Annotated in this window: 22 protein-coding genes; 11 read left to right on the top strand and 11 right to left on the bottom strand. The window is 71.3% G+C overall.

Going from position 1 to position 21741, the window contains the following annotated elements:
* Positions 1-22: 22 nt before the first annotated feature.
* Entirely contained in the window at positions 23-1570 is a 1548-nt protein-coding gene (locus ACVFI9_RS00360; protein ID WP_474764063.1) for an FAD-dependent monooxygenase, read from the bottom strand.
* Between the two features lie 84 nt (positions 1571-1654).
* On the opposite strand from ACVFI9_RS00360, the gene ACVFI9_RS00355 reads away from it, so the two are divergent.
* Positions 1655-2914, top strand: a complete 1260-nt coding sequence (locus tag ACVFI9_RS00355; protein ID WP_474764062.1) for an AI-2E family transporter — start codon at positions 1655-1657, stop codon at positions 2912-2914.
* Here ACVFI9_RS00355 and ACVFI9_RS00350 read toward each other — a convergent pair.
* The gene (locus tag ACVFI9_RS00350) at positions 2911-3726 is read right to left on the bottom strand and encodes a DNA/RNA non-specific endonuclease (RefSeq protein ID WP_474764061.1); all 816 of its coding nucleotides are present in this window, start codon (positions 3724-3726) and stop codon (positions 2911-2913) included. The two genes, ACVFI9_RS00355 and ACVFI9_RS00350, sit on opposite strands and share 4 nt — an antisense overlap.
* A 108-nt stretch (positions 3727-3834) precedes the next feature.
* On the opposite strand from ACVFI9_RS00350, the gene ACVFI9_RS00345 reads away from it, so the two are divergent.
* From ACVFI9_RS00345 to ACVFI9_RS00330, 4 genes are all read left to right on the top strand, one after another.
* On the top strand, positions 3835-4404 hold the full coding sequence (locus ACVFI9_RS00345) for a hypothetical protein (RefSeq protein WP_474764060.1): 570 nt from the start codon (positions 3835-3837) through the stop codon (positions 4402-4404).
* Between the two features lie 169 nt (positions 4405-4573).
* The gene (locus ACVFI9_RS00340; RefSeq protein WP_474764059.1) at positions 4574-5953 is read left to right on the top strand and encodes a pyridoxal phosphate-dependent decarboxylase family protein; all 1380 of its coding nucleotides are present in this window, start codon (positions 4574-4576) and stop codon (positions 5951-5953) included.
* Positions 5954-6152: 199 nt separating this feature from the next.
* Complete coding sequence (locus ACVFI9_RS00335; RefSeq protein ID WP_474764058.1) at positions 6153-6533, top strand: ArsR/SmtB family transcription factor; 381 nt, start codon at positions 6153-6155, stop codon at positions 6531-6533.
* Complete coding sequence (locus ACVFI9_RS00330; RefSeq protein ID WP_474764057.1) at positions 6530-7006, top strand: SRPBCC family protein; 477 nt, start codon at positions 6530-6532, stop codon at positions 7004-7006. The genes ACVFI9_RS00335 and ACVFI9_RS00330 overlap by 4 nt, the downstream gene beginning before the upstream one ends.
* A gap of 19 nt (positions 7007-7025) precedes the next feature.
* Here the strand turns inward: ACVFI9_RS00330 and ACVFI9_RS00325 are convergent, their stop codons facing one another.
* Positions 7026-8018 carry an acetylxylan esterase gene (locus tag ACVFI9_RS00325; protein ID WP_474764056.1) on the bottom strand — a complete coding sequence of 331 codons (993 nt, stop codon included), beginning with the start codon at positions 8016-8018 and terminating at the stop codon, positions 7026-7028.
* A 181-nt stretch (positions 8019-8199) separates the two neighbouring features.
* Here ACVFI9_RS00325 and ACVFI9_RS00320 point away from each other — a divergent pair, with 181 nt between their 5' ends.
* Entirely contained in the window at positions 8200-8631 is a 432-nt protein-coding gene (locus tag ACVFI9_RS00320) for a DUF7144 family membrane protein (protein WP_474764055.1), read from the top strand.
* Here ACVFI9_RS00320 and ACVFI9_RS00315 read toward each other — a convergent pair.
* A complete protein-coding gene (locus tag ACVFI9_RS00315; protein WP_474764054.1) occupies positions 8622-11069 on the bottom strand; it encodes an HAD-IC family P-type ATPase in 2448 nt (815 codons plus the stop codon). The genes ACVFI9_RS00320 and ACVFI9_RS00315 overlap by 10 nt on opposite strands.
* Positions 11070-11090: 21 nt before the next feature.
* A complete protein-coding gene (locus tag ACVFI9_RS00310; protein ID WP_474764053.1) occupies positions 11091-11663 on the bottom strand; it encodes an RDD family protein in 573 nt (190 codons plus the stop codon).
* A 73-nt stretch (positions 11664-11736) separates the two neighbouring features.
* On the opposite strand from ACVFI9_RS00310, the gene ACVFI9_RS00305 reads away from it, so the two are divergent.
* Entirely contained in the window at positions 11737-12081 is a 345-nt protein-coding gene (locus ACVFI9_RS00305) for a cupin domain-containing protein (protein ID WP_474764052.1), read from the top strand.
* A gap of 52 nt (positions 12082-12133) precedes the next feature.
* Positions 12134-12994, top strand: coding sequence for a carbohydrate kinase family protein (locus tag ACVFI9_RS00300; protein ID WP_474764051.1), 861 nt, complete (start codon positions 12134-12136; stop codon positions 12992-12994).
* A gap of 325 nt (positions 12995-13319) precedes the next feature.
* Here the strand turns inward: ACVFI9_RS00300 and ACVFI9_RS00295 are convergent, their stop codons facing one another.
* A complete protein-coding gene (locus ACVFI9_RS00295; protein ID WP_474764050.1) occupies positions 13320-14216 on the bottom strand; it encodes an LLM class flavin-dependent oxidoreductase in 897 nt (298 codons plus the stop codon).
* 152 nt (positions 14217-14368) lie between these two features.
* Between ACVFI9_RS00295 and ACVFI9_RS00290 the strand changes: the two genes are divergently transcribed.
* Positions 14369-15877: an FAD-binding oxidoreductase gene (locus ACVFI9_RS00290; protein WP_474764049.1), complete on the top strand. Its 1509-nt coding sequence runs from the start codon at positions 14369-14371 to the stop codon at positions 15875-15877.
* Between the two features lie 19 nt (positions 15878-15896).
* Here the strand turns inward: ACVFI9_RS00290 and ACVFI9_RS00285 are convergent, their stop codons facing one another.
* Genes ACVFI9_RS00285 through ACVFI9_RS00275 form a run of 3 tightly spaced genes read right to left on the bottom strand, consistent with a single transcriptional unit; the run spans position 15897 to position 18073 of the window.
* Complete coding sequence (locus ACVFI9_RS00285; protein WP_474764048.1) at positions 15897-16814, bottom strand: DNA-3-methyladenine glycosylase family protein; 918 nt, start codon at positions 16812-16814, stop codon at positions 15897-15899.
* A 55-nt stretch (positions 16815-16869) separates the two neighbouring features.
* A complete protein-coding gene (locus ACVFI9_RS00280) occupies positions 16870-17196 on the bottom strand; it encodes a hypothetical protein (RefSeq protein ID WP_474764047.1) in 327 nt (108 codons plus the stop codon).
* A gap of 55 nt (positions 17197-17251) precedes the next feature.
* Positions 17252-18073, bottom strand: a complete 822-nt coding sequence (locus ACVFI9_RS00275; RefSeq protein WP_474764046.1) for a universal stress protein — start codon at positions 18071-18073, stop codon at positions 17252-17254.
* Between the two features lie 194 nt (positions 18074-18267).
* Here ACVFI9_RS00275 and ACVFI9_RS00270 point away from each other — a divergent pair, with 194 nt between their 5' ends.
* On the top strand, positions 18268-19992 hold the full coding sequence (locus tag ACVFI9_RS00270; protein ID WP_474764045.1) for a sensor histidine kinase: 1725 nt from the start codon (positions 18268-18270) through the stop codon (positions 19990-19992).
* Positions 19989-20624, top strand: a complete 636-nt coding sequence (locus tag ACVFI9_RS00265) for a response regulator (protein ID WP_474764044.1) — start codon at positions 19989-19991, stop codon at positions 20622-20624. The genes ACVFI9_RS00270 and ACVFI9_RS00265 overlap by 4 nt, the downstream gene beginning before the upstream one ends.
* Positions 20625-20670: 46 nt before the next feature.
* Here ACVFI9_RS00265 and ACVFI9_RS00260 read toward each other — a convergent pair whose 3' ends face one another.
* Complete coding sequence (locus ACVFI9_RS00260; RefSeq protein WP_474764043.1) at positions 20671-21111, bottom strand: pyridoxamine 5'-phosphate oxidase family protein; 441 nt, start codon at positions 21109-21111, stop codon at positions 20671-20673.
* 95 nt (positions 21112-21206) lie between these two features.
* Positions 21207-21707 (bottom strand): Hsp20/alpha crystallin family protein, encoded by a 501-nt coding sequence (locus tag ACVFI9_RS00255; RefSeq protein WP_474764042.1) that lies wholly within the window; start codon positions 21705-21707, stop codon positions 21207-21209.
* Positions 21708-21741: the final 34 nt, after the last annotated feature.

Raw genomic sequence — 21741 nt, 5'->3', positions numbered from 1 at the left:
GTCGGGCGCCGCATCCGCTCGCTCAGCCCGCGAGCTGCTCCCGGAACGCGGGCGGTCCGCCGGGCACGGCGCGGGCGGATGCCGCGGCCGCGACGAACCCGTCGGGACGCACGAGGTAGACGAGCGACGGGTCGAGCCGCCCGAACGGGTCGGGCGGGAACGCGTGCGCCTCGAGGCCGAGCGAGTCGGCGATCGCATGCACCTCGGGTGCGTACACGCCGTAGCCGTGCACCTGCCACGTCATCGAACGGAGGACGTCGTAGTTCGAGCCCGTCCACTGCAGGCGCCGGCCGACGACCCGGTCCCGGCGCTCAGCGGCGGGCGAGCGCGCGTCGCGCGGCGACATCCGATAGTGGATGCGGGTCTGCGAGACGTAGCCGAAGATGCGTCCGCCGAGCAGCCGCGGGAGCATCCGCAGCACGAGCGGCCCCAGGCGCGGCAGCGCCCGACCCCGCACGAATCGGGCGAACGGGGACTCCGACGTGACCTGGCCGAAGAGCCGGTCGGTCGTCTCGACCAGCGTGCGACCGACCGGACGTCGCTCGGCCTCGTATCGGTCGAGCCGTCGATCGGGCATGCCGCCGATGAGCACGTCCGCGAGCGCGCAGGCGAGGTTGTGCGCCTCCTGCAGCCCGGTGTTCATGCCCTGCGCCCCCACCGGCGAGTGGATGTGCGCGGCATCGCCGACGATGAAGCACGGACCGTCGCGGAACCGGGCGGCCAGACGATGGCTCACGCGATAGGTCGTGAACCACGAGGCATCCGTGTACCCGACATCGAACTCGCGCTCCAGCAGTGCCCGCACGTTCGCCTCGGGGAGCTGCGCGGCGGCGTCGAGGTCGGCATCGCGGACGACGCCGAGCAGTCGCATCCGCCCGCCGCCCATCGGGAAGGCGAGCAGGAAGTGGTGCTCGGTGAACCTGATGTTGATCGACCCGTCGACGAGACCGGTCACGTCCGCGGCATCCGCGATGTAGAACGTGTACGCGTTCGTCACGCCCTCGAACGGGATGCCGCGCGCCTCCCGCACCGCGGAGTGCGACCCATCGGCGCCGACGCAGTACCGCGCGTGCACGACGGTCGCGCGGTCGGGTCCTTCGAGGGTCGCGGTGACGGATGCCGCGTCGGCACCGGCACCGTCGTCGACCTCGAGTCGCTCGAGCCGCTGCCGCCAGAGCACCTCTCGGCCGGCCTCGGCGAGCGCGTCGACGAGCAGTCGCTCGTTGCGGCTCTGCTCGAACACGGTGATCTCGGTGTAGGGCGTGATCCCCGCGCCGATGCCGCGGAACTCGACCCGGCCGAACGCCCTTCGTCCGGCACCTGGCACGATCCCGGTCGCCGGCGACCGCTCGGCGAACACCCGGTCGATGAGCCCGAGCTGGTCGTAGAGCTCGAGGCTGCGCGCCTGCACGCCGAGCGCGCGCGATTCGCGCGTCGGGCCGTCCTTGCCGTCGACGATGATCGCGTCGACGCCGAGCCTCGCGAGGCACACGGCGAGCATGAGCCCGCTCGGCCCGGCGCCCACCACGAGCACGTCGGTGCGGAGTTCTGCGGGAGCAGCACCTGCCATGCGTCCACTGTCGCACCACGAGGCATCCGATCGCTATGGTGGGCACGAGCGCGGGTCGGGGGCGGCTCGCGGATCGGAGTCCTCATGTGGTGGACCAGGAGACGATCGGCGGCCGGGGATCGCGCCGAGCAGGAGCCGGAGCCTGCCGTGCCGTCGGAGTCGTCGACCCGCGAGCATCGCAACGCGTTCATCCTCGCGGGGCTCGGCGGCGCCGTGCTCGCGGCGTTCGGGATCGCCGCGATCGGCTCGATCTTCGCTCCCGTGTTCCTGGCGCTCGTGCTCACGATCTGCGCGCACCCGTTGCGCGTGGCGCTCGAGCGGCGCGGCGTTCCCCGCGGCATCGCCACCGGTTCGGTCATCACGGCCGTGTTCGTGCTGCTGCTCGCCTTCGGCTACGCGAGCCTGGTCGCCATCGAGCAGTTCGCCGCGCTGCTCCTCCAGTACGCGCCGCAGCTGCAGCAGGCCATCGCGGACTTCGCGGCGTGGCTCGGTTCGATCGGCATCAGCGGGGACGCGGTGGCGCAGGCCGGGGCGGACTTCGATCCGTCCGCACTCGTGGACCTGGTCGGCACGGTCTTCGGCGGGCTCGCCGGCCTCGTGTCGGTGCTCGTCATCATCTTCACGATGCTGCTCCTGATGGCGATGGATGCCGCGTTCCTGCCGACCCTGCTCCGCCAGATGCAGCCGTACCGCCCGCTCGCGGTCTCGGCGATGTCGAACTACGCGTCGAACGTGCGGCGCTACATGGTCGTCACGGCGCTGCTCGGCTTGGCCCAGGGCGTCATCAACTGGTTCGCGCTCGTGCTGCTCGGCGTGCCGGGCGCGTTCATCTGGGGCCTCCTCTCGTTCATCTGCAGCTTCATCCCGAACGTCGGCTACTTCATCGCGATCATCCCGCCCATCGTGTTCGGCGCACTCGAAGGCGGCTGGCCGACGGTCATCGCCGTCATCGTCGTGTACGGCATCGTGAACGCCGGCGTGCAATCGGTCGTGCAGCCGCGCGTCGTGGGCAACGCCGTCTCGCTCAGCCAGACGATCACGTTCTTCTCCGTGCTCTTCTGGGCGATCGTGATCGGGCCGATCGGTGCGATCCTCGCCATTCCGCTCACCCTGCTCGTGCGCCTGCTGCTCGTCGACTCCCATCCCTCGATGCTCTGGATGCGGCCGATCCTCGGCGACCTCGACGAGACGAAGGAGCTGATGGCCGAGTCGGACGCGGAGCTGAAGGCCGCACGCAAGGCGCGTCGCGCCGGGGCCGGGGCCGGAGGGCGCGCCGGGGCCGGGGGCCGCGAGGGGGCCGGGGCCCAGCCGCCGAGCACGACAGCCGAGGCCGACGGCACTTAGAGCAGGATCTCGCTCGGCTCCTCGATGCGCCGCCACCCGGCTGCGGCGATCGCCGGCGGCATGCGGTCGGCGACGACGAGGTCGGGCATCGCGAGCCCGGTCACCGCGGCGATGTCGGCGATCGGCACCTGGAACGTGCGGAACGGCCCGAGCGGCGGCGGCTCTCCGGGTGCGGGCTCGCGCACGGCGCCCGTGTCGACGAGGGGCGCCTGGTCGACGACGAACCCGACGGCCGCGAGTTCGCCGGTGTCGGGCTCGGCGCCCGTGCTCCACGCCGCGATCTTCCAGAACCGCAGCGGCACCCGTATGCCCCGGTACGGCGGATCCCCGGCGGCGAGCACCGGTGCCGTGAACACGCTGAGCTTCAGCTCGTACGCCCTGGCGTGCTCGAGCACGTGATCCTCGAGGCCGAGCCACAACTCCTTCGACTGATTGAAGCCCGATGCCTGCGGCGCCGCGTTGGGGTAGCGGAACGTGTCGGCGTTCGCTCGCGCCGCCACCTCGGGGGTGCCCCACACCGGGTCTCGCCGCCGCACGAGATGGCCGCGGTCGAGGTCGTTCGCGGCATAGACCTCCGGTCCTGCCTGCCAGTCGGCCGGAATGCGCTCGTCGAGCTGCCACCGGTCGCCGCGCTCGATCTCCACGAGCCGGGCGCCGTCGACGTTCACGCCAGTGACACGTGCGAGTCGCCTGGCGCAGTCGAGCACCACGGTGAAGTGCAGGTAATCGAGTTCGACGGAGGTCGCGGCATCCGCCTCCCCCACCCGCGGCATCGCCGCGCTCACCCCCAGGAACTGCGCGTCGAAGCCCATGCCCCAACTCGACCACGAGCCGCCGACATGTTCGGCACGAGTCGCAGCGAGCCCGCATCAGGGCTGGCCCCGAACACTGCGGTCCGCAGCGGCCGATAGCCTCATCGCATGACGAGACGCGACTGGTTCGCCGTGGCCCTGAGCGCGGGCGTGATGGTCATCGGACTCACGGCGTGCACGGGTCCCGTTGCGCCCACGCCGGCGAGGTCCGACGTCTCGAGCGACCCTGCGACCGCGACAGCGTCGACGCCCGACACGACCGGCACGCCGACGCCGACGCCGGCCGCGGCAGTCCCGGCGAGCTGCGACACCGTGCTCACCCAAGCCGGCTACGCGGATCTCGCGCGGACGAACCTCTCCGCCGTGGACTTCACGCCGCAGAGCTGGGACTACCCGCTGCTCCACACGATGAGCGCCGAGGGCGTCGTCTGCAAGTGGGGGAACTCCGGCGACGTCATGGTCGTGCTCGGGCAACTGCCGATGGACGCGCCGACGTGGGAGATCACGAGAGCGCAGCTCGAGACCGAGGGCTACGAGTTGCGCACCGACGGACCCGAGGAGTTCCTCGACGGACCGGATCGTCCCGATGCGAGCTACCCGTCCCGCGGCTTCGTGTACCGCGAGGGGATGCTCTACTACACGAGCTACCCCGACTTCATGGAGTTCGTCGCGTTCTGATCGACCCTGGCGCCGGGCGCGGGAAACCCGCATGATCGCGACGCTCGGCGCACGATCGGTGCGTCCAATGCGGCATCCGTTGCCCGATTTTGCAGCCGCGGCATCCGCCGTGCGACCCTTCTCTGGGCCCGCGGGCGCCCCCGCCCCGCCGCCACGAGAGGATCACCCCATGGAATCGCAGGCCACCCGCATGCACGCGGTCACCGACGAGACCGCGAAGATCGTCGACCTCGTGCTCGACTACTCCCGCCGTCGCATGCTCGCGAGCGACACCCCGCTCGACAAGCCCATCTCGGAGTTCGAGCTCGACCGGCTGGCCGGCCGCACCATCGACGAGCGCGGCATCGGCGCGCGGCGCGCCCTGGCGCTCTTCGAGCACGTGCTCGCCCCGGCGTGCATCACGACCGACCATCCGCAGTACCTCTCGTTCATCCCGACGGCGCCGACGAAGGCCGCCATCGCGTTCGACCTCGTCGTCTCGGCGAGCGCGCTGTACGGCGGCTCGTGGCTCGAGGGCGCCGGCGCGGTGCACGCCGAGAACGAGGTGCTCGCCTGGCTGGCGAACGAGTTCGGGCTGCCCGCGACGGCGGGCGGGGTCTTCGTGCAGGGCGGCACGCTCGGCAACCTCTCGGCCCTGGTCGCGGCGCGCGAGCAGGCGCGGCTCACGCTGAGCGAGCAGGGTGCGGATGCCCCGAGCCGCTGGCGTGTGGTGTGCAGCGCCGAGGCGCACTCCTCGATCGCGTCCGCCGCGCGCGTCATGGACGTCGAGGTGGTGCCGGTGGACCCGGGCCCCGATGGGATGCTGCGGGGCGACGCCGTACGGACCGCGCTCACCGAGCACGGGGCATCCGTCTTCGCCGTCGTCGCCACCGCCGGCTCGACGAACTTCGGCATCGTCGACGACGTGGCCTCGATCGCCGCGCTCAAGGAGGAGTTCGACTTCTGGCTCCACGTCGACGGCGCCTACGGCCTGGCCGCCATGCTCTCTCCGCTCGCGCGCGAACGGTTCGCGGGCGTCGAGCTCGCCGACTCGCTCATCGTCGACCCCCACAAGTGGCTGTTCGCGCCGTTCGACGCGTGCGCGCTCATCTACCGCGACCCCGAGGCCGGACGCCGGGCGCACACGCAGCACGCCGAGTACCTCGACACCCTCACCGAGACGAGCGAGTGGAGTCCCTCGGACTATGCCGCGCACCTCACCCGGCGCGCCCGGGGCCTGCCACTCTGGTTCTCGCTCGCGACCTATGGTGGCGCCGCGTACCGCGACGCGATCACGAGCGCCCTGCAGCTCGCCCAGGACATCGCGCGCGAGATCTCGTCGCGCGATGGGCTGCGGCTCGTGCGCGATCCGCAGCTTTCGGTCGTCGTGTTCGAGCGCGAGGGCTGGGGCAAGGCCGAGTACGACGCCTGGTCGGCGCGCCTCCTCGAGGAGCAGCGCGCGTTCGTGACGCCGAGCTCGCACGCGGGCCGGCCGAACACGCGGTTCGCGATCGTGAACCCGATGACCACGTTCGAGCAGCTCGTGGGGATCCTCGACACGATGGCGTGAGCCGGGCGGCCGCGCCGCGCCCCGGCCGGCCCGGCCCTCCCTCCGGCTGCGCCACGAGCGCGCCTTCTGCGCCACTTCTGCTGGCGCAGAAGGCGCCGAAGTGGCGCGCAGGGCGATGGTGGAAGGAACCGAAGCCGCGGACTGCGGCTCGCTCCATTCGATATTGAACTTTTCGGTTCAGTGTCCTAAACTGAACCACATGGTTCAGCAACAGGCACTCGATCGGGCGTTCGCCGCCCTCGCGGACGAGACGCGCCGGGGCATCCTGACCCGTCTCGGCGCCGGTCCGGCGACGATCACCGAGCTTGCGGATCCGGCGGGCATGACGCTCACCGGCATCCGGAAGCACGTCGACGTGCTCGAGGCCGCCGGCCTCGTCACCACCGAGAAGGTCGGCCGCGTGCGGCAGGTCCGACTCGGCACCGAGCGTTTGGACGACGCGATGGCATGGATCACCTTCTATCAACGGCTCTGGGAGCGTCGACTCGACGGTCTCGAGGCCTACTTCACGCTCCGAAGCGGAGCGAACGGCTCGAACGGCTCCACCGGAACCGACGGCACGAGAGGAACGGAATCATGAGCGACACCCGCGAGACCACCGAGACCATCGGCCTGCGGATGCAGCGGCAGCTGCCCGCGACGCCCGAGGAGGTCTTCGACGCCTACACCGACGCCGAGAAGCAGAAGATCTGGTTCTCGATCCTCGACGAGGAACCCGGCGTCGTCGAGATCGAGGTCGACCTGAGGGTCGGCGGCACGCAGACCGCCGTCTGGGGTCCGGACCGCGACACCCTCTTCCGCGAGACGCAGACCTTCCTCGAGATCGATCGCCCGCACCGGCTCGTCACCGAGTCGACGGGCAGCGACCCGAGCGGACAGGAGATGACGACGCACGTCGTCGTGACCTTCGAGCCGAACGACGGCGGGACCCTCGTGACGGTCGAGCAGACCGGCTTCCCGACGCCCGAGGTGCGCGACTTCTTCGAGTCGATGGCCTGGGTGGGTGCGTTCGACCGCATCGAGGCGTACCTCGTCCGCTACGCGGGGGCGTGAGCCGGAGCATCCGCTCGCGTCAGCCGAGCCGCTTCGCCAGCCAGGCGGACTGCTTCGTCCAGTGCAGGGCGGCGCCCCCCTCGTGCTCGTTGAAGGCGTACTCGACGATGTCGGCCGTCGCGTTCGCGGCGGTTCCGGATGCCGTACCCCAGTGATTGCGGGCGGCGTACACCGTCGAGGGCGGGCACACGGGGTCGAGGAGCCCGACCGAGAACAGCGCCGGCGCGGTGGCGCGCTTGGCGAAGTTCACGCCGTCGAAGTACGCGAGCGTGTCGAAGACGCGGGCCGCGGCATCCCGTTGCACCGACAGGAACTTCACGATCTCCTGGTACGGGAACCGGTCGGTGAGGCCGACCGAACGCTCGAAGTGGCAGAGGAACGGCACCTCCGGCATCGCCGCGACGAGCCCCTCCGAGAGACCGGCCGCGGCGATGGCGATGCCGCCGCCCTGGCTGCCACCGGCCACGGACACGCGCGACGCGTCGACTCGGTCGAGCGTGCGCACCGCGTCGACGGCGAGCACGGCGTCGGTGAACACACGGCGGTAGTAGTAGGTGGCGGGCGACTCGATGCCGCGCGTCATGAAGCCGGGCGCCGACGGTCCGGTGCCGTGCGGGTCGGGCGTCGTGCCGCCGGTCCCCCACCCGCCGCCCTGGCCTCGCGTGTCCATGAAGAAGTACGCATAGCCGGATGCCGCCCACGCGAGCCGCTCGTGCGGAAGGCCCCGGCCGCCGCCGTAGCCGTTGTACTCGATGACCGTCGGGAGCGGCCCCTCCGATCCCGTGGGCACGATGAACCAGCCGCCGATCGGGTCGCCTGCGAACCCGCTGAACGACACGTCGAACACCTCGAACGCCGTGATCGGGGTGTCCACCCGGGTGAGTCTCGGTGGCTGCGCGAGCGCGCGGGACTCGGCGAGCGTGTCGGCCCAGAACGCGTCGAAGTCGGCCGGCTCGGAGACCTCGGGCCGGTACACGCGGAGTTCATCGACTGGCAGATCGAAACGGGGCACGGGTCGTCCTTCGGGTCGAGGCGGCGGTCGGAGTCGCTGAGTCCGGTGCGGGCGGGAGCCCTCGCGGCGTCGCTCAGCGTAGCGGAGACGGCCGGCCCGGAACGCCGTCATGACGTCGTGCGTATGCTGGAGCGACCCGAACCGACCGCAGCGACCCCGCCTCGCACCTCGAGGAGCCACCGTGCAGCATCCCGACGAGCACCGGCATCCCCCGGCGTCCGTCGTCTGGGTCGTCGTGCTCGCCTATGCTTTGGGACTCCTCGACATCGCGGCCGGCCTCGTGCTGATCCTGCTCCGTTACGACGAGGAGGTGCGGGCGACGGGCAACGCCTTCACGATCACGTGGTGGGGAGCCACGATGATCATCACCGGCCTGTTCGTCATCGCCGTGGCATCCGGTCTCACACGTGGCCGCCGTGATGCCCGCGTGCTGGCGACCGTCGGGGTCGCCGTGTCGGCGCTCATCGCGGTCATCGACGTCGCGGTGGAGCCGCAGGATCCGTGGTTCCAGCTCGGCGTGATCGCGATCGCCGTGCTCGTGATCCTCGCCCTGTGGACGGGCCGCGCGGGTCGCTTCTTCCGCGAGGTGCGAGCGCGGTCGCGTCACCGCTGACGCTGCCATCTGGCGCGGTCGCGGGCGTCGATCCGGCGGTGCACGAACCGCACCACCTCGACGCCCGCGATCGAGACGCCGACCGCACCCATCACGAGCAGCATGGTCGGCAGGGTCAGCTCGACGAACTCGAGGAAATCGTTCGCGAGCGGCACCGCGAAGACGAGCACGAGGCCGATCATCATCGAACCGACGATGACGATCTTCCAGCCGTCGACCGGGCGCGACAGCACGGTGAGAACCCAGATGCCGACGGCCCCGAGGATGAGCGTCGAACCCGTGCGCAGCTCAGCCGGCGGAATGCCGAGGGCGTCGGCCGCAAGGCTGTACGCCGTGAGGGCGAGCCCGATCACGACACCGGCCGGAATCGCGAACGACAGCGATCTCCGCAGGAAGCCGGGCAGGTAGCGCTGCGTGTTCGGCATCAGCGCGAGGAAGAACGCGGGGATGCCGATCCCCAGGCCGTCGATCACCGACAGCTGCCGCGGCAGGAACGGGAAGTCGAGCAGCAGCAGCCCGAACAACACGGCGAGCAGGGTCGCGTACGACGTCTTGGTGAGGAAGAGCATCGACACGCGCTCGATGTTCGCGATGACCCGGCGACCCTCGCCGACGACGCCCGGCAGGTGCGCGAACCGGCCGTCGAGCAGCACGAGCCGCGCGACGGCCTTCGTCGCGGCTGAGCCGGACTCCATCGCGATGCCGATGTCGGCCTGCTTGATCGCGAGGGCGTCGTTCACGCCGTCGCCCGTCATCGCGACCGTGTGCCCGAGGCCCTGCAGTGCGATCACCATCTGCCGCTTCTGATCGGGTGTGACCCGACCGAAGACGACGTGCTCCTCGAGCACCCGACCGAGCTCCACCGGGTCGTCGGGCAGTTCGCGCGCGTCGAACCCCGTGGGTGCGTCGAGCCCGACCTCGCGGGCGATGGCCGCGACGGTGTGCGGGTTGTCGCCCGAGATGACGCGCACCGCGACGTCCTGCTCGGCGAAGTACGCGAGGGTCTCCCGTGCATCGGGCCGCACCTGCTCGCGAAAGGTGAGGAGCGCGACGGGCGCGAGCCCGGCGGGCAGTCGTTCGGCCGCGACATCCGCGTCGCTCATCGCGGCGGTCGCGTGCGCGAGCAGCACGGTGCGCCGGCCGGTGGCCGCGAGTTCGGCGGCCCGGCCCAGCACCTCGGCATGGTCGGGGCCGGCACCGGACGTCTCGTCACGGCCTGCCATGGCACGGTCACCGGATGCCCCGAACACGACCTCGGGCCCGCCGAGCACCCAGGTACCGAGCCCGTCGAAGCTCGCGGCGCTCCACTTGCGCGCCGACGAGAACGGGATGCGCGCCGACGGCTCGAGTGGATGCTCCACCGGATACGCCGCGGCGAGGCAGCGGGCGGTCGCGTTCGCCTCGGGCTCCGAGCCGTACCAGCCGAGCACGTCGTCGAGCCCGTGCGGCGCGAACCCGACCCCGTGGAACGCATCGAAGACGATGTCACCCTCGGTGAGGGTTCCGGTCTTGTCGAGGCAGATGAGGTCGACGCGAGCGAGCACCTCGACGGCGGCGAGCTCCTGCACGAGCACCTGGCGGCGCGTGAGCCGCTGCGCGCCGACCGCGAACGCGATGCTCGTCATCAGCACGAGCCCGAGCGGGATCATCGCGACGACCGACGCGATCGCGCGCACTACCGCGTCCTGCCAGGCGCCCGACTCGATCGCCGCGGCCCAGCCGCCCGAGTTCACCATCTGCGCGTTCAGCACGAGCAGGCTCACCGGCCCGATGATCCACGCCACCCAGCCGAGAACACGGTTGATCCCGCGCCGCAACTCGCTCGACACGAGCGAGAACTGCTTCGCCTCGCTCGAGAGCCGGTTGGCGAACGACTCGGCGCCGACGTGCGTGACGGTCGCCGTCCCGCTGCCGGCGATCACGATCGAACCTGAGAGCACGGGCTCGCCGGGCTCCTTGTCGACGGGGTCCGATTCGCCGGTCAGCATCGACTCGTCGACCTGGAGGCGCGCGGATGCCACGACCACGCCGTCGGCCCCGACCTGGTCGCCTGCCCGCAGCACGAGCAGGTCGTCGCGCACCACGTCGCCGATCGCGACGTCCCGCTCGGCGCCGTCGCGGCGGACCGTCGCGTGGGGCGCGTGCAGGAGCGCGAGCCGGTCGAGGGAGCGCTTGGCGCGGAACTCCTGCACCGACCCGATGACCATGTTCGCGAGCGCCGCGAACCCGAAGAGGGAGTCCTGCCAGCGACCGATGGCGAGGAGCACGAGGAAGCACGCCACGATGATCGCGTTGAAGAGCGTGAACACGTTCTCGCGCACGATGCTCCACCAGCTGCGGCTCGTGGGACTCTCGAACGCGTTCGTCTCGCCACGGGCGATGCGCTCCGCGACCGCGGCGGAGCTCAGCCCGGCGTGCGTCGCCACCGTCGCGTCCACCCCGACCACCCTGTCATCCCATCACGAGGCACGGGTGGTTGCGCCTGCGGGTCCGGCCGCGCCCGCCGCCCCGGTTCCGGCGCTGCGCACCACTGTCGTGCCGCTCATGCGGTCGTACGGGGTCCGCCCGCCGGCGACGAACAGCGAGACGATCCATACGATCGGAATGACGTAGGCGGCGGCCGTGAGCACCCAGACCGCGGGCGGAACGGAGCCCGTGCCGGTGCCGGTCGTGCTCGTCGTGATCGCGAAGACGGCGGCGTGGCCGATGAGCCACGGCACTCCGATCTTCAGCGAGTTGCGCAGCAGCGCGACCGGGAAGGCCGGGCGCCCGGCATCCGTGCGCACCTCGAGGCCGAGCACCCGCTTGCCCGGCGTCGCCGCACGCGGTCGCGACTCGAACCAGGCGGCGGCGACGACCGTCGGAACGACGACCACCAGGGCGGCGATCACGTTCGAGGTGACGAGGCCCGTGGAGGCGAGCAGCCCGGCGAGGTACAGCGGAACCGCGATGACCGCCGTCAGTGCCGCCCAGCCGATGATGCAGGCCCAGTCGATGAGCCACGCCACGATCCGTCGTCCGCCGATGCCCATGGCTCGACACTACGGCGGCGGCCGGCATCGGCGTATCGTGTCGCGCATCCGATGCGATCAAGGGAGGAACGCGATGGTGCTCATGCACGAGCGGGCGGATGCCGCGACCGACGACGCGGGCTGGAACGAGTCCATCGAGGGCGAGACGATCGGCTCCGAGGTCTCGGTCATCCTCGTGTACCAGTCGCGAGCGGGCGCAGGGCCGCGGCTCCACCGGCACCCGTACACCGAGACGTTCGTGGTGCGGAGCGGGCGCGCGGTGTTCACCGTCGGCGACGAGCGGCTCGAGGCATCCGGCGGCCGGGTGCTCGTGGTGCCGGCGTTCACGCCGCACAAGTTCGAGGTGGTGGGGCCCGAGCCCTTCGTGTCCACGAACATCCACGCGAATCCCACGTTCATCACGGAGTGGCTGGAGTAGGCCGGCGGAGGCGGGTGGCGCGCGACCGCTTCGGCGCCGACAGAATGTACGGGTGACCGACCACGTCTTCATCGCCGGACCCGCCTCCTGGAACCACATCGTCGAGCTCGACCGGCTGCCCGAACCGGTGCCCCACATGCAGTTCGCGCTCGGCGAATGGGAGACGATGGGCGGCACCTCGGCAGGCAAGGCGCTCGGGCTCACCGCGCTCGGGCGACGCGTCACGCTGCATGCGCTGCTCGGCGGCGATGTCGAGGGCGATCGTGTCCGCCGCCTGCTCACGTCGGTCGGCGTCGAGCTGCTCGCGGGCGACGGCCGCACCACCGAGCGGCACCTCAACCTGATGACCCGCGAGGGCGCGCGCGTCTCGTTGTTCCTCGCCACCCCCGTCGACCACGGTGCGGGTCCCGCTCCTGCCGCCGCCGCGGCCATGACGGATGCCTCGGCCATCGTGCTCGACCTGGCCCCGCTGTCGCTCGACCTCATCCCGTCGGCGCGCGCGACCGGCCGCCCCATCTGGACCGACATCCACGACTACGACGGCGAGTCCGAGTTCCACCGCCCGTTCATCGAGGCCGCCGACGTGATCTTCATGAACGCCGACCGCATCGGCGGCGACCCGCTGCCCTTCATGGAGCGATGCATCGAGGGCGGGGCGAGGCTCGTGGTGTGCACGCTCGGCGCCGAGGGCGCGATCGCACTCGACGAACGGATGACCCGTCACGCCGTGGCGGCGGCCCCGGTCGAGGTGCTCGACACCAACGGTGCGGGCGACGCGTTCATGGCGGGCGTGCTCGACGCGACCCTCTCGGGCTCGCCGCTGCCCGAGGCGCTGTTGGCAGGAGCGCGGAACGCGGCCTCCGTACTGACGACGCGGCACCTGCACCCGAGTCTGGACGCGCTGCTCGGCTGAGCTCTGGCGACCGTTACCCTTCTCCGCCTACCAGCCACTTCGGCACTCCGGCACCCCGGCACCCCGGCACCCCGGCACCCCGGCACCCCGGCACTTCGGCACTTCGGTACTCCGGTGCTTCGGCACTTCGGCACTTCGGCACTTCGGCACTTCGGCACTTCGGCACCCCGGCACCCCGGCACTCCGGCACTCCGGCACTTCGGCACTTCGGCACTTCGGCACCGGTCCTGGAAACGAAACCGTCGCTCGCCGGATGCGACGGCAACTACGGCCAGCCGTTCCACGAGCGTCGTCGTCATCGAACTCGCCCGCGCCGGCTCCTCCCCTACGCCGGCCCCGACTCGCGAGCGACCGCGGCCCGCAACGCGGGCGCGACCTCTTCGCCGAACCGCTGAATGTCGTCGGCATCGTCGCTCGCGAGAATGAACGTTCCGACACCGTCGTCGACCACGTATGGCAGCAGCTCCTCGACCCATTGCGTGGCAGGACCGCGGAGGAAGCCGCCACCACCCACCGCCGAGAACCGCCCGTCGATGTTCACGATGCGCCGGATCTCGCCCGGGTCGCGTCCGGCAGCGAGCGCCGCCTCGTCGATCGTCGCATTTCCGGCGGCGAGCTCGCCCGGTTGCAGGCGCGCGAGCGACGGCAACCAGCCATCGCCCTTCCGCCCCACCAGCCGAAGCATCCGAGGTTTCAGCGCACCGATCCAGATGGAGATGTCGTGCGCGGGCGCGGGCCCTCGCTTCGCGCCGCTCACCCGGTAGTACTGGCCGGCAACCTCGAAGCGCGAGCGCTCGCCCGCATCCCAGACGCCCCGGATGACGTCGATCGCCTCCGACAGCGCGTCCACCGCCTGGCCGGGCGTGAGCCGGCGACCGCCCATGGCCTCGATCGCATCCCAGAACCCCCCGGCGCCGAGCGCCAGTTCGAAGCGCCCGCCCGAGAGCAGGTCGAGGCTTGCCGCCCCGCGAGCGAGCACGGCGGGCGGGCGCAGCGGCACATTGGTCACGTTCGCCGAGAGATGGATGCGCTCGGTGCGAGCCGCGACCCACGTGAGGAGCGTCTGCGTGTCGTGGAACCTCGGCTGGTACGGGTGGTCCTGGAAGGTGACGAGGTCGTAACCGGATGCCTCGCTTAGTTCGGCGAGGCGAACCGCCGCATGCGGCGGGTCGTTGCGGGGGGTGATGAACGTGCCGAACTGCAGTCGGTGACCGTAATGCATCGCGCTCCGATCGATCGTTGCCGGTGTCCGCCGAGTCCATCTTGATGCGGTGAACGCGGATGTCCGCAAGACCGATGGGTGAACCCCGCACCCTGACCTGACCCCCGGTCGCGGTCTGGCGGCACCGGTCCTCGGTGGATAGCGTCGGCTTCGTGTCGAGGATCGACCGCCGCACCTTCCTCCTCGCCGGGACGCTCGCTGCGGCCGGCGTCGGACTCGCGGCGTGCACGCCCCGTGGCGATTGGCTGCGACTCGAGTCCGCGGCGATCGAGGCGCTGCGGCGGCGGATCGACGGCACGGTGCTGGTTCCCGGCGACAGTGGCTTCACGAACGCGTGGATGCCCCGGAATGCCCGGTACGCCGATGCAGTGCCGCAGGTCGTGGTGCGCGTGGCCGGCGACGACGACGTCGCGACGTGCCTCGACTGGTGCACGGAACACGGTCTGCCGATCACGGTGCGCGGCGGCGGCCACAGCTATGCCGGGCTGTCGACGACGACTGGGCTCGTCATCGACCTGTCGCGATTGAGGTCCGTACGGGTCGGCCCGGACGGCCGGATCACGGTCGGCGGCGGGGCCACGAACGCCGACGTGCTCGACGCGACGCGCGGCGGCCCATGGCTCCTCCCCGGCGGAACATGCCTCAGCGTCGGGGTCGGGGGCCTCGTGCTCGGCGGCGGCATCGGCTACCACTCGCGCTGGGCCGGGCTCACGAGCGATCACCTGCGCGCCGCGCGCATGGTCGCGGCGAACGGCGACGTGGTCGTCGCCGACGCCGCCGGGCAGCCCGACCTCTTCTGGGCGCTCCGCGGGGGCACCGGCGGCACGTACGGCGTGTGCACCGAGTTCGAGTTCGACCCCGCCCCGGTTCCGCGTGACGACATCGTCTACTACCGCTTCGCCTGGACCGGTGCGGATGCCGCGCTCGCCATGCTCGTGGCACTGGACGGCATCCACCAGAGCGCCCCACCCGAGTTCGTCGCGTCCGCGGGTATCCAGGCGACCCCGGTCGGCGACGACGGTCCGGCAGCGGCGATGGACGTCTTCGTGCGCGGTCAGTTCCTCGGCTCAGAGGACGATTTCCGCGCCATCGTCGCACCGCTTCTCGCGGCCACGCCCCCACCTGCTCGCACCGACATCCAGGTGGAACCGTTCTGGGCGGTTGCACCACGGTTCACGAACCCGGCGTCAGAGAGCCATTCCTGGGGTGACATCTCCCGGTATGCCGACTCCCCGCTGCCCGAGCCGGCGTTGCAGCGCATCGTCGAGTTGACGGCGGATGCCCCCAGCCGCACCGAGAGCACCAATGTGCAGTTCTGGATGATCGGCTGGGTCGGCGGTGCCGTGATGGACTCGGTCGGCCGTTCTGAAACCGCCTACGTGCACCGCGGCATGACTGAACTGCTCCGTCCGACGCCCGTGTGGGCGAATCTCACGGATGCCGCCCTCGTCGCCGATCTCGAGGCGTGGACGGACGCCGCGATCGAAGTGCTCGACCCGCACACGCCCAGAGAGAGTTACCAGAACTTCCCCAACCGGGCCATCGAGGACTGGCCCGAGCAGTACTTCGCCGAGAACCTCGAACGGCTCCGCACGGTCAAGGCCGAGTGGGACCCCGGCAACGTCTTCACGTCGGCGCAGGGCCTGAGCGGCGCGACCTGAGCGCAGCGCAGACTGCCGCTCAGATCGCGCGGTGATCCACGAACGGCATCCTCGGCCCGCGGCGCGGTCGCCCCCGCACGCCCGCCGCCTCGAGGAGCCGCACGACGCGGTACCGGTGCCCTGACCACGGCGTCATGGCCGCCACCATCTCGGCGTCGGTCATGTCGCGTCCCCACAGGGCATGACCCACGTAGTTCGAGAGGTGGTAGTCGCCGACCGACAGGGCATCCGCGTCGCCGAGGGCCCGCTGCGCCACCTCCGCGGCGGTCCAGGCGCCGATGCCGGGCAGCAGGGTGAGGCGAGCCGCGGCATCCGCCGGGCCCATGCCGGCCGGCTCGTCGAGGCGAGCCGCGTACCGCGCGGCGTTCGCGATCGTGCGGGCGCGCCGCGGGTCGACGCCCGCGGTGTGCCACTCCCACACGGGGATGGACGCCCAGCGATCGGGCGCCGGGGCGATCATCATCGGTCGCGGCGTCGGGCCCGGGGCGGGCTCGCCGAACCGCCACACGAGCTTCCGCCACGAGTCGTGCGCCTGCAGCGTGATGACCTTCTGCTCGAGGATCGCGGGCACGAGTGCCTCGAACACCCGACCCGTGCGCGGGATGCGCAGTCCGGGATTGCGCCGGTGCGCGTCGTCGAGCAGCCGGATGCGCGGGTCGAACTCCGACGGATCGTCGCGATCGCCGAGGAGTTCGGGTGCGGATGCCACCGCGGCCGCGGCGCCGGGACCCCAGCCCTCGCAGCGCAACTCGTCGACCGCCGGTTGCGTGTACCGCAGCGTCGCGGGCCCGTCGGACGTGCGCGTCGTGCGCCACACGGCTCTCCCGCCGTCGAGCCGGAACGTCGGATCGCCGGGCCCGCGCCGCAGTGTCGTGATCGTCTGGTGCAGGTCGGTCGGATGCCTCGGGCTCCAGGTCAGGGCATGCTCGGCGATCACCGCTCCAGTGTGCCCGACCCACCTGACAGCTGGGGCGGCACGCGCCCGGCGCCGTTCACTTCCAGTTGTGCCGCACCGACTCCCGACGCGGGTGCCGCGCCTGGATGAATGCCATCACGATGGCCGCGGCGATGAGCGCCGTGCCGAGCGGCACGATGAGCTCCCGGATCACGCGGAGCGCGAGCTCGAGCCCGACCCGCAACTCCTGGCCCTGCTGGTCGGATCCGAGTCCGAGCAGGTCGAGGAGCCACGGCACCAGCACCACGAGCAGCGCCCCGAGGACGCCGAGCACCACACCCCAGGCGAGCACCTTCCCGGGCGCCCCCTCCATGGCGAACTGCTTCGGCTTGTCGACGATGACCTCGGTCTCGGTTGCCCCCATGGTCCTGCACCATACCGGTCGAAGCGGGCACCCGTCACCTGTTCGGGGGCGGGCCTCAGCTCGTGACCGGCGCGCCGACGAGGAACGGGATGATCATCACCGGCCCGCCGGCGTTCATCAGGAGGTCGTTGTTCGTACGGCCCAGCGGACGGAACCCCTGCGAGCCCGCAGCGGTCGGCCGACCGCTGACCGTCAGCACCGCGCGACGCGACACCGCGGCGAGCGCCTCGCCCGGCGAGGACGTCGACCGGCGCACGACGATGCCGGCCGCGAGCTCGCTCGTCTCGGGAAGCTCCCGCACGAGACCCAGAGCGCGCTCATCGTCGGTGGCGTCGGGACCTCCCGAACGGATGAGGATGAGCCGCTCCCCCAGGCGCACGGCCTCGTGCGCGGCGAAGCGCACCGGGTCGATCCATCCGGGCTCGTCGCCGACGCCGACCGCGACGCCACTGCGGCCGGTGGACGCCGAGATCGGCACGATCGTGGTCGGCACGGGGGCCATGGCGGCCAGTTGCAGGCCCCGGGAGCCCAGCGCGTGACCGTGGAACGAACCCACCTTGTGGGTGCCGATCGCCACCGACTCGTGAGCGGATGCCTCGGACGCGAGCACCAGCATGGGCGATCCCACCTCGATGCGGGCGCTCACCGCGACGTCGCCGGCCTGCTCGCGCGCGTAGTCCAACTCGCGCGCCGCCATCTGCTCGGCCGTGGCACGAAGCTCCGTGAGGTCTCGATCGCTGATCGTCCCCCACTCATCGTCGACGACGGTCAGCAACACGACCTCCGCGCCGATGCCCGCGGCCCGTGCGACCGCCCACGCGACCGCCGCTCGGCTCGCGATCGAGCCGTCGATGCCGACGAGGATCGACCTTTCCATGGCTGCACCGTCTCCCCTGCGATGCGGATGCGGCTGGGGTGCCGCCGCGTGGATTCCGATCGCTTCGTCCCAGCATCACCCGAGCGCCGTGGGCGGTTCGGGCCATTGGTCCCCCGAGTACGGCCGCACGGCATCTCGTCTCCGCCGGACACCGGTGATACTCTGCCGACGAAGCGCGATACGGAGGGGGTGCCGTGCCGGAGTCGCACCCGTTGCCGCCCGAAGAGTCGGCCTCGGAACTCGACCGAGCGCTGCTCGACCTCGTCGAGCGCGCCGACGACGTCATCGCCACGCAGGGTCGGCTGCGCGCCCTGCTGCACGCCACCCAGGCGGTCGTCGAACCCATCGAGCTCCCGATCGTGCTCGAGCGCATCGTGCGGGCCGGCCTCGAGCTCGTCGACGCACAGTACGGCGCACTGGGCGTGGTCGCACCCGAGGGCGGGCTCGAGGAGTTCATCCATGTCGGGATGCCCCCCGAGGAGGTCGAGCGCATCGGACACCTCCCCGAAGGCCACGGCGTGCTCGGCGCGCTCATCGACGACCCGCGTCCCATCAGGCTGCGGCACATCTCCGACGACCCTCGATCCGCCGGCTTCCCCAAGGGGCATCCGGCGATGGACGCATTCCTCGGCGTGCCGATCCGGGTTCGGGACGAGGTCTTCGGGAACCTCTACCTCTCCAATCCCCGCGCAGGGGAGTTCACCAAGCAGGACGAGGACATGATCACGGCCCTCGCCGCGACCGCGGGCTTCGCCATCGCCAACGCACGACTCTTCGACGAGACGCGCATGCGGCAGTCCTGGACGGCGTCGTCGGCGCAGATCGCGTCGGCGCTCCTCGGCACGGCGAGCGCGTCGGCCCTGCCGATGCTCGCCGACGAGCTCATCGCGCGCACGACCGCCGACCGCATCTGCATCGTCGTGCCGGGACCCGACCCGCTCACGGTTCGGGTGGCGGAGGCCCGCGGCATCGGCGCCGAGCGGCTCGGCGGCACGGTGATCCCGGCGATGCGCACCGCCGCCGCGGTGGTCTTCGAGAGCGGCGAATCCCGTGCCCGTTCGGGCGGACGCGCGGGCGACACGGGCGATGCACTCGCCATCATGACCGACGACGGCATCGGCATCGGGCCGACCATGTTCGCGCCCCTCAAGAACGCGTCGTCGGTCTGGGGCGTCGTCGCGGCAAGCCGCACTCCGGGCAAGGGTCACTTCACGCCCGCCGAGCTGGACATCGCCGATGACCTCGCCAGCCGGGTCGGACTCGCGATCGAGCTCGCGCAGGCTCGGGAGGACCAGCAGCGGGCCCTGCTCGCCGACGACCGCTCGCGCATCGCCCGCGACCTGCACGATCGGGTCATCCAACAGCTCTTCGGCACCGGACTCGAACTGCAGGCGCTGGCCGCCGGCGCCGGCAACGCGGAACTCGCCCGACGCCTCGAGGCTGCGGTGTCGACGCTCGACGACAGCATCGCGCAGATCCGCATGATCATCTTCGCGATGTCGCCGCGCCCCCAGGCCGACAGCTCGCTCCGCCGGCGCCTCCTCGACATCGCGACCGAATGCTCGGTGCCGCTGCCGCAGCCGATCGCGGTGAGCTTCAGCGGACCCGTCGACCTCGTCGTCACGGGCGAGATCGCGGAGGACGTCGCATCCGTCGCTCGTGAACTGCTCACCAACGCGGTCAGGCACGCCTCGGCGACCAACGTGCGCCTCTCGCTCGTCGCGAACGAGAGCGCCGTGCGCGTCGCCGTCGACGACGACGGCACGGGCATCCCCGAGTCCGGCCGTCGCAGCGGGCTCGCCAACCTGCAGGTGCGGGCCGAGCGACGCGGCGGCCGCCTGCACATCGATTCCGAGCCGGGTCGCACCACCGTGCGCTGGACGGTGCCCGCAGACCCCGGAGCAGGAGCGCACGCATGACCCGCGTGTTCCTGGTGGACGACCACGAGATCGTGCGACGTGGGGTGGCCGAGCTCCTGCGGCGCGAGGACGACCTCGAGGTGGTCGGCGAGGCGGGCGACGTCGCCCACGCCCTGTCGCGCATCGACGCCACCCTGCCGGATGTCGCCCTGCTCGACATGCGACTGCCCGATGGCGACGGCATCGCGCTCTGCCGCGACATCCGGTCGCGGCATCCCGAGATCCGCTGCCTGATCCTCACCGCCTACGACGACGACGAGGCCGCCATGAGCGCGGTGCTCGCGGGCGCGTCGGGCTACGTGCTGAAGAACATCAACGGCTCCAAACTCGTCGAGCACGTGCGCGCCGCAGCCGCCGGGCGGAGCCTGCTGCACGCCGCCGTCACCCGGCAGGTGGCGACGAGGGCCGCGTCAGAGGATCGCGACGACCCGCGCTTCGGCTCGCTCAACCTCCGCGAGCGGCAGGTGCTCGCGCTCATCGCCGAAGGGCTCACCAACCGCCAGATCGGCGAACAGCTCGACCTCGCCGAGAAGACCGTGAAGAACTACGTCTCGGGGCTGCTGCGCAAGCTCGGCTTCGAGCGTCGCACCCAGGCCGCCGTCTACCAGCTCGAGCACCGCGACCAGGAGTGAGTGGGCGGATGCCACGGGGCCGCCCCCGTGGCATCCGCCGTCACGCTCAGACGGCCTGCCGCCTCTGGAAGGTGCGACCGCTCACCTCGGAGGGGGTGATGCGCACCCAGCGGGTCTTCTCCTCGGGCGCCCAGGGCGTGATGCCGAGCTTCTCGGCGGCCTCCACCTCGCCGTGGCGGTCGAACTCCTCTGCGGTGCCCTTGACCACGACGCTGAACGCGTCGGCGTCGGTGTAGCCGTCGACCTCGAAGGCGACGCCCTCGTGGATCGTGAGTTCGAGGAGCTTGGTGCCCGCCGACGTACGGAACACGATGGTGCGCGCGTCGGCCCCGTGCGAGTCGACCGCGTGGTTCACGGGGAAGATGTCGACCTCGCCTGCCGCGGCAGCCGCCACGCGCCCGAACGGCGCCTCGGCGATGCGCTGCCAGCACTCGTCTTCCGTGAGGGCTCGGGTCGGCGGGCGGTTGTTGACGTCGTCATCGTTCATGCTTCGAGTCTCGCGGGCGGATCATCCGGCGGCAAGTCCGAAGGTCCCGCGGCGCCGGGCCGGACGGGATCCCCCTCCCCATCCGGCCCGGCGGCTCACATGGCGGTACCGCTGCTGTCGGACGCGGCGCCAGGCGCCGCACCGCCACCGGACGTCGCGCCGCCGGGCTTCGCGCCGCCACGGTCGATCGTGACCTTCCGCGGGCTCGGCACCTCCTTGAACGGCACCGTCACCCGCAGCACGCCGGAGTCGAAGGTCGCCGTGACGGCGTCCTCATCGGCCTGCTCGGGCAACTGGATGCGCCGGTAGTAGCTCGAGCTGGACTCGCGGACGACGTACTTCTTGCCCTTGTCCTCCTCCTTCTCGTGCTTCTCCGCCCGGATGACGAGTGCGCCCTGGTCGACGTCGATGTCGATGGCGTCGTCGGCGAACCCCGGCAGGTGCGCCTCGACGGTCAGCTTCGAGTCGTCCTGCGTGAAGATGTCGGTGGTCGGCATCTGCCGGCGACCCAGCCCGAACAGACCCTCGGAGAACAGCTGCTTCTGCAGCGCCGACAGCTCGGCGAACGGGTCGAAGCGACTCAGCGATCCAGCCATGGTGGTCTCCCTTCATGAGCGATGCTCAACTGGT

This window comes from Agromyces sp. NSFZ (genome assembly GCF_056156205.1).
This window is presented reverse-complemented; position numbering and strand designations above follow the sequence as displayed.